A 16,422-nucleotide genomic window follows, 5' to 3' on the forward strand; every position below is an offset into this window, starting at 1 on the left:
CTAATATGATTAAAATTAATGGTTTATCAAAAAAATACGACGATAAATTTGTTGTTAAAAATGCAAGTGTATTATTTCCTCAGGGTCAAGTAACCAGTATTATCGGGCCTAATGGAGCAGGTAAAAGTACACTTTTATCGATGGCTAGCCGCCTTACGGATAGCGACGCAGGTGATGTGATCATTGCTGAAATCCCATTGAACCAGTGGGAAAGCAAAGACCTAGCTAAGCGCCTCGCCGTATTACGTCAATCTAACAATGTTAATATGCGCTTTACAGTGCGGGAATTAGTTTCCTTTGGTCGTTTCCCCTATTCACAAGGGCGTTTAACAACAGAAGATAATGACATAATAGATCAAGCATTAAAGCAGTTAGATATAAAGCACATTGAATCTCGTTTTATTGATCAGTTATCAGGCGGTCAACGGCAAATGGCTTTCATCGCGATGGTAGTCGCTCAAGATACTGATTATATTTTTTTAGATGAACCTTTAAATAACCTCGATATTAAACATTCTGTTGATATCATGAACACTCTTAAAAAATTAGCACACGAGTTTAATAAAGCTGTCGTTATCGTGATCCATGATATCAACTTTGCTTCATGCTATTCCGATAACATCATTGCAATGAAACAAGGTGAAGTCGTTAAAACAGGCAAAACTGTAGAAGTGATTGATGAAAAAGTATTAGCAGAGATCTATGATATTCCATTTACAATTCAAGAAATAAATAACAATCGAATTTGTATGTATTATAACAGGTAGCCATCAGGTTTAATAAACGGTCAATGAAATAAAAGTTCTAATTCATTTTCAGTCCAACTATTTAAAATGCAGTAGCACAATGATAATTGAACAGCACTAACTGTAACTAAAGCGAATATTGATTATCACTTAAATAATAGTAAACGTTGCTGTGCCCTCTTTACAGTTGTTAGAATGCGCGCTTAATTCTTCCCAAAAGAGATACAATGGCAAATTTTAACGTTCACCTCAATACAGCCATCATTACCACCGGACTTGGCTCTGCGACTTTATTGTCCGCAGAACATATTGACCTTAACAGTGCACTTTGGTTATGGTTTTTAGGCACCATGGGTGGCTTACTACCAGATATTGATTCTGATAATTCTACGTCATTAGATATGATTTTTAATTTGTTCGCGTTAAGTGCGGTTCTCATCGTACTCAGCTTTCTTACCACTAACTTGTTGATCCAAATTAGTTTCATTGAAATTATTCTACTGCCTTTGATAGTTTATTGTTTTATGAGATACATACTGAGACCTATCTTTGAAAAGATAACAGTGCATCGCGGCAGTTGTCATTCATTGTTTTTTCTCTTGTTTTCGGCATTATTAACCACACAGATAACGTGGCAACTTAATGAACAAGAAACATTAACATCAGCCACTTTTGCTTGGCTTTCTGGTGGATTTATTTTATTTGGCGGCTTGGTGCATCTATTATTAGATGAAATGTATAGTGTCGATTTAAGTAATATTAGAATTAAACGATCTTTTGGAACGGCATTAAAATTAGCGGACTTTAATAATAAATTGTTAACCTTGATAACCATAATAGCGATTGCTGGATTAGTTTATATTGCTCCACCCACCAACGAAGTTATCATTGCATTAAGTGATTGGTCTAAGTTTAAATTGTATGCTCTCAACTTTACAGTTTGAGTCTTAAAAATGTAGATAAGAATTTATATGACTAAACATCAGAATAAAAACGTGAAAAAATAAAACGGTAAGCAACAAAAAAGCGGATCAAATTCGATTCGCTTTTTTAATTATTGGTAGTGATCTGGCTTATTGAGACTTAACCACCTTATTTGGATAAGCTAAGTCATTGTCTATATAAGCTTTTATAGACTCATAAAAGCTTATATACCTTCAAATTTAACCAGTATGTATCAGACACCAATATAAGTGAACACGCTGAGTCTTTATACTAGCTCAGTCAGCATCTCATCACTGTATTCAACCAGTGTACCACCGCTTGTTACTTTACTAATGTAGTCCGGGTTAGCAATAAGAGGACGTCCAATCGCAATTAAATCAAATTTATCAGCTTCAATTGCTGCTTTTGCACTGTCATAGCTATAACTACCAACACCCACTAGTGTCCCTGTGTAATTAGCACGTAGATATTCAGACGTTGTTTTGCCTTCTAACGAATCGAATTTTAGGCTGTCATCGAAAATGCCACCATGCACGTAGGCAAGCTTTCTGTCTGTTAATTGCGGTAATAGGTAATCAAATACAGCTTTATCACGGGCATCTTCAGTCATATTGAAGTACGCGCCCGGTGATAATCTAATTGACGTGCGATCATTACCCACCGCTGCAATAACTGCATCAACAATCTCTAATGCAAAACGAGCCATATTTTCAGGTGTTTGTCCGTATTGGTCAGTACGTTCATTCGCTGCATAATGTAAGAACTGATCAATTAAGTAGCCATTTGCACCGTGAATTTCTACACCGTCAAACCCTGCTTCGATTGCGTTTTCTGCTGCTTTTGCAAAATCAGTGATTAATGATTGAATATCATCCAATGTTGCTGGTTTAGGCGTAATGTAAGTTAATTCACGCATACGCGGTACTGAACCTTCAACACCAATAGCCGATGGTGCTAGTACATCGCCATCAAAAAAATGAGGATGTGCAACACGCCCTACATGCCAAAGTTGTGCAAATATTTTACCTTTTTTTGCATGAACAGCTTCAGTTACTTTTTTCCAACCTTGTATTTGTTTTTGTGTAAATAATCCCGGTGTATTCGGATAACCTTGGCCATCAGGTCTAATAATGGTTGCTTCAGTAATGATTAATCCTGTATCAGCACGGCGTGCATAATAGTCTACAGATGCCTGTGTCGGTACTAAATCTTCATCGCTCATACAACGAGTTAAAGGCGCCATTAATATACGATTATTAAGGGTAATTGTGTCATTCAATTTGAATGGAGAAAGTAATGCGTTAGTCATTTTATAAATCCTTGATTGGTAGAAAATCAACTTGTTTTATCGTACTTCAATCGGCTTGTATTTATGCAACTGAGAATATAGAACTGAGGACTAATTTTTTTAATTCAAGGCTTATTGGACCGATCGTTCAAATAAAAATAATTTAACTGAATTTTACAGCTAGATTAAGCGTAAAAGAATGAACGAAAGACATTTATTGATAGCAAGGTTGTTCAGATCATAGAATAAAATAGAAAAACTCCCTCTATTAATCACTTAGTGGCGCCACTGTGTATTGAGAATATATATATTTTAAATCAGTGAGATAAGAGCTATTTTGAAAATAATAGATATCAATAATAAAATACCCACCTACTTTTGAGCAAATGGGCATAAGATATTTTTTAAAATAGCGCTCGTTGTGCGTTTATTAATTAAGAGCCTACAACATCAAATGATAATGACTTGTAACGAATCACTGCTGTGCCTTCATCTTGAATATAGGCCCCTGATTTAAAGTAGAAGCCATCTTCTGGCCAGTCACTATCAATTTCATGATCACCATCGCTATTAGTATGCTCTTTATCTGTATCATCGCAATTAGCAGCAGCATATTCGCCACTTTTTTGGCACATTAACGTGCCTCTTAATCCATCCATTTTCATTTCTATTACACTGTCTTTTACTTGTACATAGAAAGAACGATGTTGATTTGTGCCCACAGTAGGATCACCACTACTGTCTAGCCATCGATAAGTATCATATTCCGCATCACATGTATCTTTATCACAAGCCGATAACCTGACTTTAGCTTCATAGAATTTAGTACCCTCTTCTACTATTTGAGCAATACGCATTAACGGTGCACCAATATTTTCACTATCTGAATTATGAACTTGCAATACGGTTACTTCGTCTAAACCATCCGTTGTTGAATTTACTTTTATAATCCCTTCCATTGTATTCGTATCTGAGCGATTAAAATCAGTTAAGTGACGAAATTCAGTACGTGAAGATTTGGCTCCTTCATGGGTAATTTGCATATAATTTTCACCACTAGGCACTCTAAAATCATCTGTTACGTAACCATCAAAAGAAAGGTCAGGATCGCTCGAACTAGCATCAGCAAGCTTTTTAGATCCGTCTGGTGATGTTAATTTAACTTGGTCAAGAGCAGATTGGAATATGGCGGTACCTGAGCTATTTTCATAGTTATAAGGCGCTGTATCTGCAGCAAGTACACTGCCACTGAATACAGATAATGCTAGAACAATTGATTTATTGAGAGTAGTTAATTGCATTGAGTTATTCCCTTAATTTTAGAATTACTATTAATTGGTTGTAAAGTAAGTAAAAAAGGAAGTTATAAATACTGGGGCTAATCGTTTGTCTTGTGCACAAACCAATGCCTTTTATTTAAAACGAACCTATTATTCAACTTTTAGACAAAGTAGTTGTTCAAAAACGGCTATTCATAAATCACATTAAAATGTCAATAAAAACAAGAGGTAATGATTATTTCTTCCTACTTTATGGCATCCGATAATGAAAACCTGCAATGAAAATAACACCTATAAAGAAGTAGAAAAGAGAACGAGTTTAAATATGAAGAGTTACAGACAATATAGATAAATATCATCAGTATTATGTGATTTAAGTATTTTTATCAATTGTTTACACTTGACTTTTATTTGATAATGATTATCAAAATCAAATAAAGAGAATTAAAATAGCAAAACAACAACTAAATAAAAGCTCATTAAATACCAAAATTGAGTAATTAATGTCATAAGCCTTAACATTTAGCATATAGAAAATGATGAGGAACTCACTTATACTGCTCTATGAATTATTTAAGATTACGATGAGTTTGAGAGGGAATAATGGACATTAATGGTAGTGTAAATATACATGCTCAAGCAGTAACTGCATTGAGAAATGATCCAAACACCTCTGATGCTCATCATCAAGCGGCAAGAATACAGAAAGAAACACAAAGTATAGATAAAGTAACAGCGGAACAACCGACTCCAAAAACGACATCTGAAAGTGAAGATGTGGTGAATGCTCGGTTATCTGAATTTCGATCCTTTTCACCTGATAAACCTATAACAGTAAACGAGACTATTGGCAGTTTAATAGACATGTCTGTGTAACAGCATATTCAACGTATCAAGTACATCTCAGGCTTTTTTTATTATGTGAGCTATATAATGTGATTTAAGTTGTATTGCAATGACAATAGCACTGCATTTACATTCCTTACTGTTAAGCAAAAGCGGTTAACCTAACAGTAAGGTATTGGATAATTACACATAGAACGTCTATCAGAATAGCTTATTTGAAACCGCTTTAATCAATATTGTAAATCTACTACATGAATTATTCTAGATGATTTAAACACCTCAAAAAATAGAACACTGGGTTTTAGACGTCAGTGCTTCAAGCACTTTCATTCCTTTATAAGAGTTCCCATTCGCATTTAATTTAGGGCTCCAAACCGCAATAGAAAACTTACCCGGGTGGATAGCAACGATGCCACCGCCAACACCACTTTTACCAGGGAGCCCGACTTTAAAGGCAAAATCACCAGCTTCATCGTAAAATCCGCACATTAACATAACAGAGTTAATACGTTTGGCTCGTGTTGGGCTAATAACGCGTTGATTTGTGGTTGGGTTAACACCACCAGAAGCCAGAAACATAAACGATTGAGTTAATTCTTTACAAGTCATTTCAATTGAGCAAAGGTAGAAATATAAATCTAATACAACATCCACATCATTATGAATATTTCCAAAGTCTTTCATTAAATTAACCAACGCGGAATTTCTATAACCACATTTTTTCTCTGATTCAGCAACTTGCGTAGAGTAATTGATACTATCAATACCAGATGATTCTCGAATAAATGCCAGTAAATCTTGCTTGGGATTATCCAAGCAGGTCACTAAAATATCGCAAATGACAATCGCACCCGCATTAATAAATGGATTTCGTGGTATCCCTTTTTCATACTCCAATTGCACTAAAGAATTAAACGCTGAGCCTGATGGTTCAACTCCAACACGTTTCCATAATTCACCCCCCATAATTTTCAACGCAAGTGTTAATGACAAGACTTTAGCAACACTCTGGATCGAGAAGGATTCGTTTGAATCACCAAAAGCATAGTGTTGATTATCTATGGTACTTAAATGAATCCCTAATTTAGCGGGATTAACTTTACCTAACTCAGGTATGTAGGTCGCGATCGTGCCGATATCATCAGCCTCTGTAAATTCAGAGGTTATTTCTAAAAATATCTTTTGATAATCAATGGTATTTATCATTTATTATAGAATCCTAAATAGGCAGTTTTACTTAAAAAAAGACAGATGAAAACATCATATAGTAGTTTGATGAAATGAAGGCATTAGCAATTACAAACTATATGCCCAATGCCCAACAAGTTAACAGTATGACAAGGCAGACAATAGACGCGTTAACGTTTTTATAAAAGGCATGCTGTCACAAAAAAAAATGCTTAAATTGACTTATACTAATCATATATTATTTACTGTATAAGCTTAAAATACTCAGTAAAAATTTTTATTTTAAGCGTGCAATTTTGATTAAAACCAACACTAAATCGACTCATCTAACATTTATAATTTTTTAATTAGTTATTGATTTTAAAAACAAAAAAATTGTATTCGTTTACCGGTTTTGCATCTTAAAGTATCATAGTAAATTAATTAATTAATTCATTTCACTTATAAGGTACTTCATGATCGTATTAAACCAACAAGGTGAATTGATTGAGTTAGATACAGGCTTTCGTTTTTCAGAGGTCTTTTTCTCGTTGTTAAATTTTGTTAAAACCCCCAGCCCAGATGATGCTTTACGTTGTACAAACGAACTACAATGCGAACTCTTTTATCGTGACATCATGAATTATGCATTCGTTGACTCTCATAACCAGCACCTTGCTGATGGACGTATCGATTTAGCCGCGAAAAATTTAAATGCCATTAATAACCTGTCATTGGATCATTTAACCGGATTAAAAAACAAAGAGTTTTTAGAACGTAAGCTGTTAAGTTTAGAAAATGAGGTCTATCATGGAAAACTCGACGACTTCTCTATGATCATGTGCGACTTAGATAGTTTTAAAACGATTAATGATGAGTTTGGTCATTCAGTGGGTGATGATACGTTATCACTTTTTGGAGCCCTATTGAGTGAAACATTGCGACCGTCGGATTTTGGTTATCGATACGGCGGCGAAGAATTTTTGATTTTGCTGCCTAACACTAATTTAGAAAATGCGGTATTAGTAGCAGAAAGATTACGTGCTGTTATTAACGAACGTTTACAAATTGGAAACTACGGCCTTAACCAAGTTACCGCTTATGATCTAGAAAAATCAAAAATGTTATCTGACGAAACAAATATTAATGATGCTTTTTTCTTAGCGCGAGATGTTACTTGTAGTTTTGGTGTCGCTAATTACCTAGAACATGATCAATCAGCAGAAGCTCTTTTTGATGCTGCAGATGCCAATTTATATATCGCGAAACAAAATGGTCGTAACAGAGTTTCAGCTTAACGAGTTTATATGACTTCCCTCTCCCGATTAATTACTTAATTACTTAATTACTTAATTACTTCGAACAAACTAATGACAAAGTGCTCATTACCTTTATCTATTACTGCTTACTTACTATCTCATTACTTTCGCTCATTGCTGTCGCGAATAACAATCTATTTATTAAACAAAATTTAAATAAGTCATTTCCTTCATAACCCTCATAAAACGTGAGTATTTGTGACAAAAATGAGTGTTTTAAAAATACAATATTAGTTTAAAATTCAACGGTCTATACAATCGACTATATCTTAGCCAAACTGATCACGATTTAATTAACTCAAGGTAGTATAAATAAGCTAAAATACACGGCTATTATTTTTAGCTTTGAGCCTTTTATATTAATGACCTCTGATACAACAAATATGACAATCGATACGACTGCTGCCAACTTTACTGAACTTGGCCTTATCTCACCTTTATTAGCCCGATTAACTGAGCTGGAATACCTTGAAGCCACACCAATTCAAGCACAAGCTATTCCAAATATATTAGCGGGTCGCGATTTAATTGCAGGGGCGAATACTGGCTCAGGTAAAACAGCAGCATTTGCGTTGCCTATTTTACAACAACTTTCTTTATATTCTGCTACGAACAAAAAAGCAGCGAGTAAAGCGGGTGAAGGTAATTATGTCTCTGGCTTAGTTTTAGTGCCAACACGTGAGCTTGCAAAACAAGTCGCTGACAGCATTAAATCTTATGCAGTACATTTCAATGGTGCAATTAAAACAGTTGCCGTCTTTGGTGGTGTATCAGTAAATACTCAAATGCTAGCATTACGTGGCGGCACTGATATTTTAGTCGCAACGCCGGGGCGCTTACTTGATTTAATTTCGAATAATGCAATTAAACTCGACAAGGTAAAAACCTTAGTACTAGATGAAGCCGATCGAATGTTAAGCCTTGGTTTCACTGAAGAACTTTCTTCACTTCTTGCTCTGTTACCCGCTAAAAAACAAACTTTATTGTTTTCAGCAACCTTTCCTGAGCAAGTAAAAGCGTTAACCGAAGAGTTGCTTAACGATCCAATAGAAATTCAATTGCAAAGTGCTGATTCAAGTACGTTAGTACAGCGTGCTTTCACGGTTAATAAAGGCCAAAAAACAGCCCTTCTGGCGCATTTGATTAAATTACACCAATGGCAACAAGCTCTCATCTTTGTCAACGCGAAAAACAGCTGTAATCACTTAGCTGATAAACTTGCTAAACGAGGAATAACCGCTGAAGTTTTTCATGGAGATAAAGGACAAGGCGCACGTACTCGTGTACTCGATGCTTTTAAAGCCGGTGAAATTCAAGTATTAATTGCGACTGATATTGCAGCTCGTGGGTTAGATATTGATAAACTGCCCGTTGTAATTAACTTTGATTTACCAAGAAGCCCGTCTGATTATATGCACCGTATTGGCCGAAGTGGTCGTGCAGGTGAAGTGGGCTTAGCGTTATCTATCATTGACCATGAAGATTACCATCATTTCAATGTCATTGAGAAAAAGAACAAACTACGCCTTGAAAGAGAGCAAGTACCTGGCTTTGAAACAGTTGAATTTGTAAAAGATGTCTTTTCTGCTGCCGATAAACCGATAGCTAAACCTGAAGGTACAGGTAAGAAAAAGAAGAATAAAAAACCACAAATTAATGCAGATATTTGGTTAGGGAATGCTTAATTAAGTATTTAATTAAATACTGATTTAAACATTCATTAATAACGAATAAGTTAGCCTTTTATTAAAGGTTGAGACTTGTTCGTTATTATACCAATCACACTAATTAATTAACTAATCTATTTTACTTGTTGAAATAAGTCGTTTTTTCTGCACAAAATTTAGAACACATTATTTAATGTAATGGTGTTAAATAGATCGGTAGCTTAGAAATAAATGAAGAAGTAAATTATAATTAGCTTCACCCACTATAATTTATAGTTCAACGGAACGATTAACTTCTCAATCAATTTTTCAGCTCTAAATTTTTATCCCTTAATCTTTTAATAACTCATAATAAATAACATACAACTCTTTAATCCCCGGGTAGATTTCCTGTATTACCCTTTTAAGCTCTAACAAACTCATATTCTCTTGCTGTGCATGCTTTTCTGATAAATCGTTAAATAAAATAGCTTGGACAGACTTTATTTTTAATGAACAAAACCAGCGGTTATCCTCATAGGTTGAGACCTGAACAATGCTATCAGGCAGATAATGTTTTTCCGCTTCATCTCTTATAGTTAATGTTTTTTTAGCAGATAAAATATCTGCTTCAAATCGCTCAAAAAATGTCATTGTTGTATGGTTCAAAATAGCTTCCTATTATACCAACGCCAATAAATAGATGATCTATTTTGCTTGCTAAAACAACTCATTGCTTTGCAGTAAATTTTGTAAAGGGAACACCATTTACTGCAATTTACGCCTCGAATTGAATTGTTTTTTCCGCACCAAATTTAGATTACATACTTAACGTAATTGGTATTATTTAATATCCTTAATTGGTTACCCTGATTATGCAAGGACAACACCAGCCAATTAATAACGCGTAAAAATTCGACTTTAAGCGCTTATTATACGCGTTACTAAATAAGTATTGAAAATCAAGATGTTCTATAATGCGCTAAAATTCTACCTAAGTTTTCTGTACCATTTGATAGGTTTTTAGTGCCTAGTGATGATTGATGTGCAAATTCGCGAATAGAATTAGATTGATCCCTAATTCCACTTAGTTCTGATGAAATGTTATTTGCAACAGAGCTCTGCTCTTCAGATGAAGTTGCAATATGGAATGTCATTTCGATAACCGCTTGAGAGGATTCGGCTATTGAATTGATGTCCGTTCCAATTTCTTTTATCAAAGCAGTACTTGTTTGTGCTTGTTCAACAGTATTGTTAGTAATATTTGCAATGTTGTTGGTTTCAGATTGTAAATTACTGATCATTGATTGGATCTCAACCGTTGCCGCTTGAGTACGACTTGCTAACGTCCTGACTTCATCAGCAACAACAGCAAAACCTCGTCCCATTTCTCCAGCTCGAGCGGCTTCAATTGCCGCATTAAGAGCTAACAAATTAGTTTGATCGGAAATGGAATTGATTGTTGTGATCACTTCATCAATTTGTGTTGCATTAACTTTCAATGTTGCCACAGAGTGAGAAGTTTCTTCAATATAATTCGATAGTTGTTGTATCTCACTTATGACTAACTGAACACGATTATCACTTTGTTTAATATGCTCAGAGTTTTGTTCGACATGTTTTGACGCGCCTTGTGAAATATTAGTCACTTCTAACGACGAAGCCGTCATTTCTTCCATTGCTGTAGCCACTGAGTCCAATGAAGTATATTGCTGATTAATTTGTTGTTCACTTTGTTTACTATGGTCAGCAATTTCAGATGAAGTATTATGCAACATTAAGGCATTTTCTTTAACCGTATCAACCAGCTCAGAAAGTGTATCCATTGCTTTATCAAGCGAAGCGCCAATAGTACCAAACTCATCACGCCCTTCGATAAAACCAAGACGAGATGTTAAGTCTCCTTTTATGATTTTTAATGTCGTGTCCCATAATACCCATAAAGCACCGCTAATGAAGGTAGCTGTCCAATAAAGTACAAATCCAATTGGTAATATCCATATAAAAGATAAAGCTAATGAAGACAAAGTTTGTTGCTTTTCCTCTTGCTCTTCAGAAGTAACTGATTGCATAAGTGAAGCATATTGTTGTGATTTTGTTTTAATAATCGCTGTAACTTGATCACCTTGTCGGTGGGACTCTTGTTGCTGAGATGTTAATTTAACCCCCATCATCGAGAGTTTATCTGTCTGATTAGTCGATTCTAATGCTTGTACTATTCCTGTTAATCTTTGTTCTACAGCAGTCATTGATTGTGTTTCTATTTGTTTTAACGTGTTCTGGTAACTATTGATAGATAGCCCACTCAAAGAGACAAGCACCAGTCCAAAAATAACCCAAAATTTATCGTTGAGTGACATTTTAATAAATAACTTATCGACATTCCTAAACTGAACTTCTTTCATCGTATTTCCATATATTGGTTTGATATTGTCATATCGGCGAGTAAATAGTGATTATTCTAAAAATTTATAACGTACTGATTAATCAGATAAAGTTGAAATTTTTTATTCTTTAATGAATTCAGTCTAGTGAACAACCTACCTCTAAAGTGTGACTTTAATCACTTTGATAAAATTAATCAGACTTCTCTCGCATTAGGTAACAAAATATGTGGTTATTGAGGGGGTTATTAATATGATAATTGAGGTGTTTATTGTAAGTGGCTATCAGATATAGTTATTGTAAGTGCTTATTAGATAAAATCATTTTAAGTTTAAGGGTATTAGTTTCTAGAAATTAAAATATATGGGAATAAATATTGACTGCTCTTGAGTTATTTTCTTTTGCAAGATTAACGACCGAAGTTTTTTGGTAGCGGCAACGTAAGTATAAATGAGCAACGTAAGATAAAGACATACCCTTTTCATTATTATTTTCAGCACTTAATCAAATAAAAGCTTAATGTATTAGGCTATTAGTTTAATGAGTTGTATACCCGTTACCGTTCAAGGTGCTTTGTTCAGTCTTTAGCTTGGACTCCAAATTCAAGGCGCAACATGATGACAATGCCTAGTCCTTATCGAAGGTTGCAACGCAGAGTTGGTTTTCAAGCTAACGACCCAAAGGACAAACGTTAAATTTTGTACCTTCAATGGTAACGGCTATATATGCATAGATGTCATCATATTAAACAAGCTAAAGATTTAAATATCGATCATTGATAATGTGATAATGTGATGATTGGTTAGTTGGTTGATTGATTAGTTGATTAGTTGATTGGTTAGTTGGTTGCTTGGTTGATTGATTAGTTGATTAGTTGGTTAGTTGGTTAGTTGATTGGTTAGTTGGTTGCTTGGTTAGTTGGTTGCTTGGTTGCTTGGTTGCTTGGTTGCTTGGTTGCTTGGTTGCTTGGTTGCTTGGTTGCTTGGTTGCTTGGTTCAGACGATTCTTTACCGATTATTTAATAAATAGTAATGTTTAATAAAAAAGGCAAATCAATCATGATTTGCCTTTTGCAAAGTCATTTTACTCTCACTATAGGAAAGTAATCAGATGGTAACCTTTACTGGCCAGGAGGAGACGGCAATACCGCTTTCAGTTCCGTTTCTGTCACGTCCAAGTCTTTAGCTGCTGCTGAAATGTCTAGATCTCGCCCTCCATTATCCATAATCGCATGTTGAAATTTATGTAATGAAACACCTAGCGTTTCTGCCGCTTTTGTAAAGTCAGGTCCTGGTCCGCTGTTTCCGCCCTTACCACTATTTTCAGCTCCAATGCCCTGCGCTGCTGTCGTAGAGAAGTTATTTTTAGCAACAACACCGCTTAAACAACTTGGAAGGTTTGGGAAAGTCGTTGATGCATGATAATGATAAGCGCCTTCTGGATTATCTATCGTTGCACTTATGTGTCCGTTACAGCTATCTAAGTCTGTTGGTAATACACCATTTTGATCAACACTGCCGTAAATAGGAAAACCATCAAATGCATAAGCAAACATCGCACTGGCTTTTTGTTCTAATCCACAATCAGCTTGAATATGCTCATGGTCATATACTGTTTTAATATCAGTCGCCGTTGCATGCCAATGGTACCAACCACCAGGATCAACATGCCCACCACAAGTATCTAGAGCCGGCATGTGCCCTGTCTCTAAAACAGATGGTGCATCAGCAAATATAGGCACGCCATCTAGCGCTAGTCCGACTTTTGCCACAGTACCTAAGTCAGTTTTTTGCTCAGCTTTTACTGGCGTTAAAGGTAATAACACAGTAATTTCAACGGTTTTGTCAACAGACGCTTCTAAACAAGCGTTTTTATCAATAGGCCTTGTCGTTCGAATATCTGTAATATGCCCTTTACCCGACTCTTTATCATAAAATTGATATCCCAATTCACTCAGCATGGTTAAGAACTTTTCATTAATTCGGTAAAGGCCAGCCATCTCACCATCCCAATTCCAAATACCACCTTCATCCTTCACCGTAGTTGCACAAAAAGGGCCTGTTTCTAAATTATCTGGTTGGTATTTAACAACGAATTTTCCACACATCGTTGTGGTACCATTCTCTAATGTACATTCAACAGTTTCAGGTGCTTTGATTAAAGCATTTTTACTAATACGCTGAATGTTAACATCCGCTAAAGCAGAACTTAATGGGATTGCCATTCCCATAAAACCTGCAAATAAAGAGCACGTTTTCCTATTGATAAATTTCATTTTATTTTCCTTTATGTGCAAATAATCATAATTTTAGATGGCAACATTCATTAATATGATCTACTTTTCTATCAAAAAATAGTTGCTTTATACAAACAAAATAAATCATGCTTGTGCTGCCTTAGTTATATTTTAATAACTATAAATAAATTAAGGTTAAGTCTAGGTTAAAATTTATAAATAGATTTCTTGAGCGTTTTTATTATATTGCTTACAATGACCCACTTTTATTTACTACAGGCAACAAACATGAACGACACTAAATCGAAACCAGCTCTACCAGATCGCTTTTCAGGCAACCCACGTAGCCCGCACCATATAGCAGAAATTTTTGAATACGAAGTTGGTATCCGTTTTAATGGTAAAGAACGTTTCGATGTTGAAGAATATTGTATTAGTGAAGGTTGGGTAAAAGTAGCAGCACATAAAGCGTTAGATCGCCGAGGCAATGCACTACTAGTCACTAAAAAAGGGACTGTAGAAGCTTTTTACCGCTAGAAATCATATTGTTTTAATGATGATTAACAATAAAAAAGGTGCTGTATTACAGCACCTTTTTAGTTTGAAATATTGTTAACAATCAAATGGTAAAGAAAAGTTAATGTTTATTGTGGTGGTCTACCATCAGCACCGGGTCCTAAATTAACGTCACTATCGGTATCGTTATCAGTATTACAAGAAGCAAATGAATTATCAGGAAGCTCGCCTTTAAATCTAGGCCCCATTTGATAAGGGAAAGAAGGCGATAACGTACCATCATCATCTTCTGTTAAGGTAATATGATAATGATAGCCTTTGCCATCGCCAGTATCATGACCATTATGCTCATCTAGCACCGCTCCAGTGACTTCCTCTTTGGCATAATAGTAATCTTCGTAATAATACCCATCATCCGCGGCAATAGTGTTACTTGATAATGTTGTAACATCTTCACCGATATCAGGACCATCTGAATCGGCATCAACCACACCAGCGTCAACATCGTATTCATCAACTAGTACACATGTACGCTGCCCTTCAGTATTACAACCACCTTCAGATTCTGAAGCGCCATAGTCACGCGTTTTCCAACCACTAATCGCTAATTCACCATTACTTTCATAAGGACCATATAATGCATACCCATCAGCAGCAAAACCATAAATAGGTGAATGCTCATCTCCCGTATCATCTAATAATGTCGCTAAACAGCTAGTATAGAAGTGGTGATGGTATGTACCATTTGCTGCGTGTCCTCCACAAATATCGACATCATATTGCTCTGCTACAGGCGCTAAAGTATACCATTGGTCTGTACCGAAGCTCATACCGTCGCCCCAGTTAAAGATAGCAACACCATTAACCATCAGCCCAACGGTATTTAACCCTATTTCACAAACCTCACCATCATCTGAAATATCAGTTGGTATTACAGGTAAATAAGCTTCAACACTTTGTTCAAGTGGGCAACTTGGTCCTGGAGGCCAATAACCAGCTCCGCCTGTATCATCACAATACTCTGAGCTACTGTTATATCCAATATCTTGACCAAAGAGGACAATATCACCAGCAGCTGCCGTTGTATAACCATCCTCGAAATCTGTGGCTGCTTTGGGGCGATCATCTAATGCGTCAATCATATCAGAGGTCATCGTCACATCGTATTTAGGAATGCCTTTCGCTAAAACATAAGTATATTCTACGTCATCAACGGTTACGGTTTCCGTTGATTGAACATCTTCAACCACTCCAACACCATCATCATCGGTAATATACGCTGAGGTAGTAGTATTATTAATAATCCATGTAGAATCTTCACCGCTGTCATCTAACACAGTGATACTGACATTATCTGTTACTACAGCATTTTCACCATCATCCACGCTTACCTGAAAAATTAACTCACTTTCTTCATCTACATCAGGTGCGGTAAAAGTAGGATTATAGCTACTTGTATCTGACAAAGTGACTGTAGTACCAGATGTTTGAGACCACGTCACTGTCACGTCGTCGTCATCAGTAACCGTTAAATCTAATGTTACAGTCTCTGTTTCAGAGACTGTTTGATCTTCACCCGCATCTACAACAGGTGATGAATTATCTCCTGTTGAAGTACTTTCTTCGACACTCGTATCATCAGTATCGGTAGTGCTATCTGTCGTATCAGACGAAGAATCACCACAACTTGATAAACCAAGTATTAAAAATATACTTAATATTATTTTTAAACTCTCCTTGTTTTTCATTTCTTAAACCTCTAATAATAATAATAATATTTAACTAATCTATAACAACAATGTGCAAATAATGTGCAGTGAATGTGTAACTATTAAAAATTAAATAAAAGGGTTTAAGAATTAATGACAATTAATTTGTTTATATGGTTTAACTTATTGTAAAAATGAAGAAAAAACCTAACTAACCTGAGTTCTGGATAAGCAATAGCATTTATTAGACTGCCATCATCTCTAATTCACTTTTAGATATCTTAATACGTGGCTTTTGTTTTTTTACGCAATAGGCCACTATTCCTGAAATGACATTGA

The 16,422-nt window shown here is 35.5% G+C and carries 13 protein-coding genes and 1 pseudogene; 6 read left to right on the forward strand and 8 right to left on the reverse strand.

Translation table 11 applies throughout. The features are described 5' to 3' along the window. Nucleotides 1–5 precede the first annotated feature (5 nt). Complete coding sequence (locus tag SP041_RS18145; RefSeq protein WP_025563006.1) at nucleotides 6–767, forward strand: ATP-binding cassette domain-containing protein; 762 nt, start codon at nucleotides 6–8, stop codon at nucleotides 765–767. Nucleotides 768–973: 206 nt separating this feature from the next. Next, the gene (locus SP041_RS18150) at nucleotides 974–1,690 is read left to right on the forward strand and encodes a metal-dependent hydrolase (protein WP_025563005.1); all 717 of its coding nucleotides are present in this window, start codon (nucleotides 974–976) and stop codon (nucleotides 1,688–1,690) included. A 266-nt stretch (nucleotides 1,691–1,956) separates the two neighbouring features. On the opposite strand, the gene SP041_RS18155 is transcribed toward SP041_RS18150, so the two are convergent. Together SP041_RS18155 and SP041_RS18160 are read right to left on the reverse strand one after the other, a co-directional pair. Beyond that, nucleotides 1,957–3,000: an alkene reductase gene (locus SP041_RS18155; protein ID WP_025563004.1), complete on the reverse strand. Its 1,044-nt coding sequence runs from the start codon at nucleotides 2,998–3,000 to the stop codon at nucleotides 1,957–1,959. A 413-nt stretch (nucleotides 3,001–3,413) separates the two neighbouring features. Further along, entirely contained in the window at nucleotides 3,414–4,280 is an 867-nt protein-coding gene (locus tag SP041_RS18160; protein ID WP_025563003.1) for a polysaccharide lyase family 7 protein, read from the reverse strand. Nucleotides 4,281–4,862: 582 nt separating this feature from the next. On the opposite strand from SP041_RS18160, the gene SP041_RS18165 reads away from it, so the two are divergent. Continuing rightward, nucleotides 4,863–5,135 (forward strand): hypothetical protein, encoded by a 273-nt coding sequence (locus SP041_RS18165; protein WP_025563001.1) that lies wholly within the window; start codon nucleotides 4,863–4,865, stop codon nucleotides 5,133–5,135. Between the two features lie 249 nt (nucleotides 5,136–5,384). Here the strand turns inward: SP041_RS18165 and SP041_RS18170 are convergent, their stop codons facing one another. Continuing rightward, nucleotides 5,385–6,311 carry a glutaminase gene (locus SP041_RS18170; protein ID WP_037048029.1) on the reverse strand — a complete coding sequence of 309 codons (927 nt, stop codon included), beginning with the start codon at nucleotides 6,309–6,311 and terminating at the stop codon, nucleotides 5,385–5,387. A gap of 437 nt (nucleotides 6,312–6,748) precedes the next feature. Here SP041_RS18170 and SP041_RS18175 point away from each other — a divergent pair, with 437 nt between their 5' ends. Next, nucleotides 6,749–7,570, forward strand: coding sequence for a GGDEF domain-containing protein (locus SP041_RS18175; RefSeq protein ID WP_025562999.1), 822 nt, complete (start codon nucleotides 6,749–6,751; stop codon nucleotides 7,568–7,570). Between the two features lie 404 nt (nucleotides 7,571–7,974). Beyond that, on the forward strand, nucleotides 7,975–9,276 hold the full coding sequence (locus SP041_RS18180; RefSeq protein ID WP_025562998.1) for a DEAD/DEAH box helicase: 1,302 nt from the start codon (nucleotides 7,975–7,977) through the stop codon (nucleotides 9,274–9,276). Between the two features lie 312 nt (nucleotides 9,277–9,588). Here SP041_RS18180 and yqfB read toward each other — a convergent pair whose 3' ends face one another. The 3 genes from yqfB to SP041_RS18200 all read right to left on the reverse strand — a co-directional run bounded on the left by yqfB (nucleotide 9,589) and on the right by SP041_RS18200 (nucleotide 13,897). Further along, nucleotides 9,589–9,891, reverse strand: a complete 303-nt coding sequence (gene yqfB, locus SP041_RS18185; RefSeq protein WP_037048036.1) for a N(4)-acetylcytidine aminohydrolase — start codon at nucleotides 9,889–9,891, stop codon at nucleotides 9,589–9,591. A 308-nt stretch (nucleotides 9,892–10,199) separates the two neighbouring features. Beyond that, nucleotides 10,200–11,642, reverse strand: coding sequence for a methyl-accepting chemotaxis protein (locus SP041_RS18190; protein ID WP_025562996.1), 1,443 nt, complete (start codon nucleotides 11,640–11,642; stop codon nucleotides 10,200–10,202). A 1,100-nt stretch (nucleotides 11,643–12,742) separates the two neighbouring features. Continuing rightward, a complete protein-coding gene (locus SP041_RS18200) occupies nucleotides 12,743–13,897 on the reverse strand; it encodes a YHYH protein (RefSeq protein ID WP_025566060.1) in 1,155 nt (384 codons plus the stop codon). 249 nt (nucleotides 13,898–14,146) lie between these two features. Here SP041_RS18200 and SP041_RS18205 point away from each other — a divergent pair, with 249 nt between their 5' ends. After that, a complete protein-coding gene (locus SP041_RS18205; protein WP_025566059.1) occupies nucleotides 14,147–14,395 on the forward strand; it encodes a DUF3297 family protein in 249 nt (82 codons plus the stop codon). Between the two features lie 107 nt (nucleotides 14,396–14,502). Here SP041_RS18205 and SP041_RS18210 read toward each other — a convergent pair whose 3' ends face one another. Beyond that, nucleotides 14,503–16,122, reverse strand: coding sequence for a YHYH protein (locus SP041_RS18210; RefSeq protein ID WP_025566058.1), 1,620 nt, complete (start codon nucleotides 16,120–16,122; stop codon nucleotides 14,503–14,505). A gap of 205 nt (nucleotides 16,123–16,327) precedes the next feature. After that, a pseudogene (locus tag SP041_RS18215) lies at nucleotides 16,328–16,422 on the reverse strand (IS982 family transposase); the annotation flags it as partial.

This window comes from Psychromonas sp. SP041, assembly GCF_000470315.2.
Taxonomy (GTDB): Bacteria; Pseudomonadota; Gammaproteobacteria; order Enterobacterales; family Psychromonadaceae; genus Psychromonas.

Coding starts and splice junctions, on each gene's coding strand:
- SP041_RS18200 (WP_025566060.1), bottom strand. CDS start 13,897: ATGAAATTTATCAATAGGAAAACGTGCTCTTTATTTGCAGGTTTTATG.
- SP041_RS18190 (WP_025562996.1), bottom strand. CDS start 11,642: ATGAAAGAAGTTCAGTTTAGGAATGTCGATAAGTTATTTATTAAAATG.
- SP041_RS18210 (WP_025566058.1), bottom strand. CDS start 16,122: ATGAAAAACAAGGAGAGTTTAAAAATAATATTAAGTATATTTTTAATA.
- SP041_RS18160 (WP_025563003.1), bottom strand. CDS start 4,280: ATGCAATTAACTACTCTCAATAAATCAATTGTTCTAGCATTATCTGTA.
- SP041_RS18205 (WP_025566059.1), top strand. CDS start 14,147: ATGAACGACACTAAATCGAAACCAGCTCTACCAGATCGCTTTTCAGGC.
- SP041_RS18175 (WP_025562999.1), top strand. CDS start 6,749: ATGATCGTATTAAACCAACAAGGTGAATTGATTGAGTTAGATACAGGC.
- SP041_RS18165 (WP_025563001.1), top strand. CDS start 4,863: ATGGACATTAATGGTAGTGTAAATATACATGCTCAAGCAGTAACTGCA.
- yqfB (WP_037048036.1), bottom strand. CDS start 9,891: ATGACATTTTTTGAGCGATTTGAAGCAGATATTTTATCTGCTAAAAAA.
- SP041_RS18170 (WP_037048029.1), bottom strand. CDS start 6,311: ATGATAAATACCATTGATTATCAAAAGATATTTTTAGAAATAACCTCT.
- SP041_RS18155 (WP_025563004.1), bottom strand. CDS start 3,000: ATGACTAACGCATTACTTTCTCCATTCAAATTGAATGACACAATTACC.
- SP041_RS18145 (WP_025563006.1), top strand. CDS start 6: ATGATTAAAATTAATGGTTTATCAAAAAAATACGACGATAAATTTGTT.
- SP041_RS18150 (WP_025563005.1), top strand. CDS start 974: ATGGCAAATTTTAACGTTCACCTCAATACAGCCATCATTACCACCGGA.
- SP041_RS18180 (WP_025562998.1), top strand. CDS start 7,975: ATGACAATCGATACGACTGCTGCCAACTTTACTGAACTTGGCCTTATC.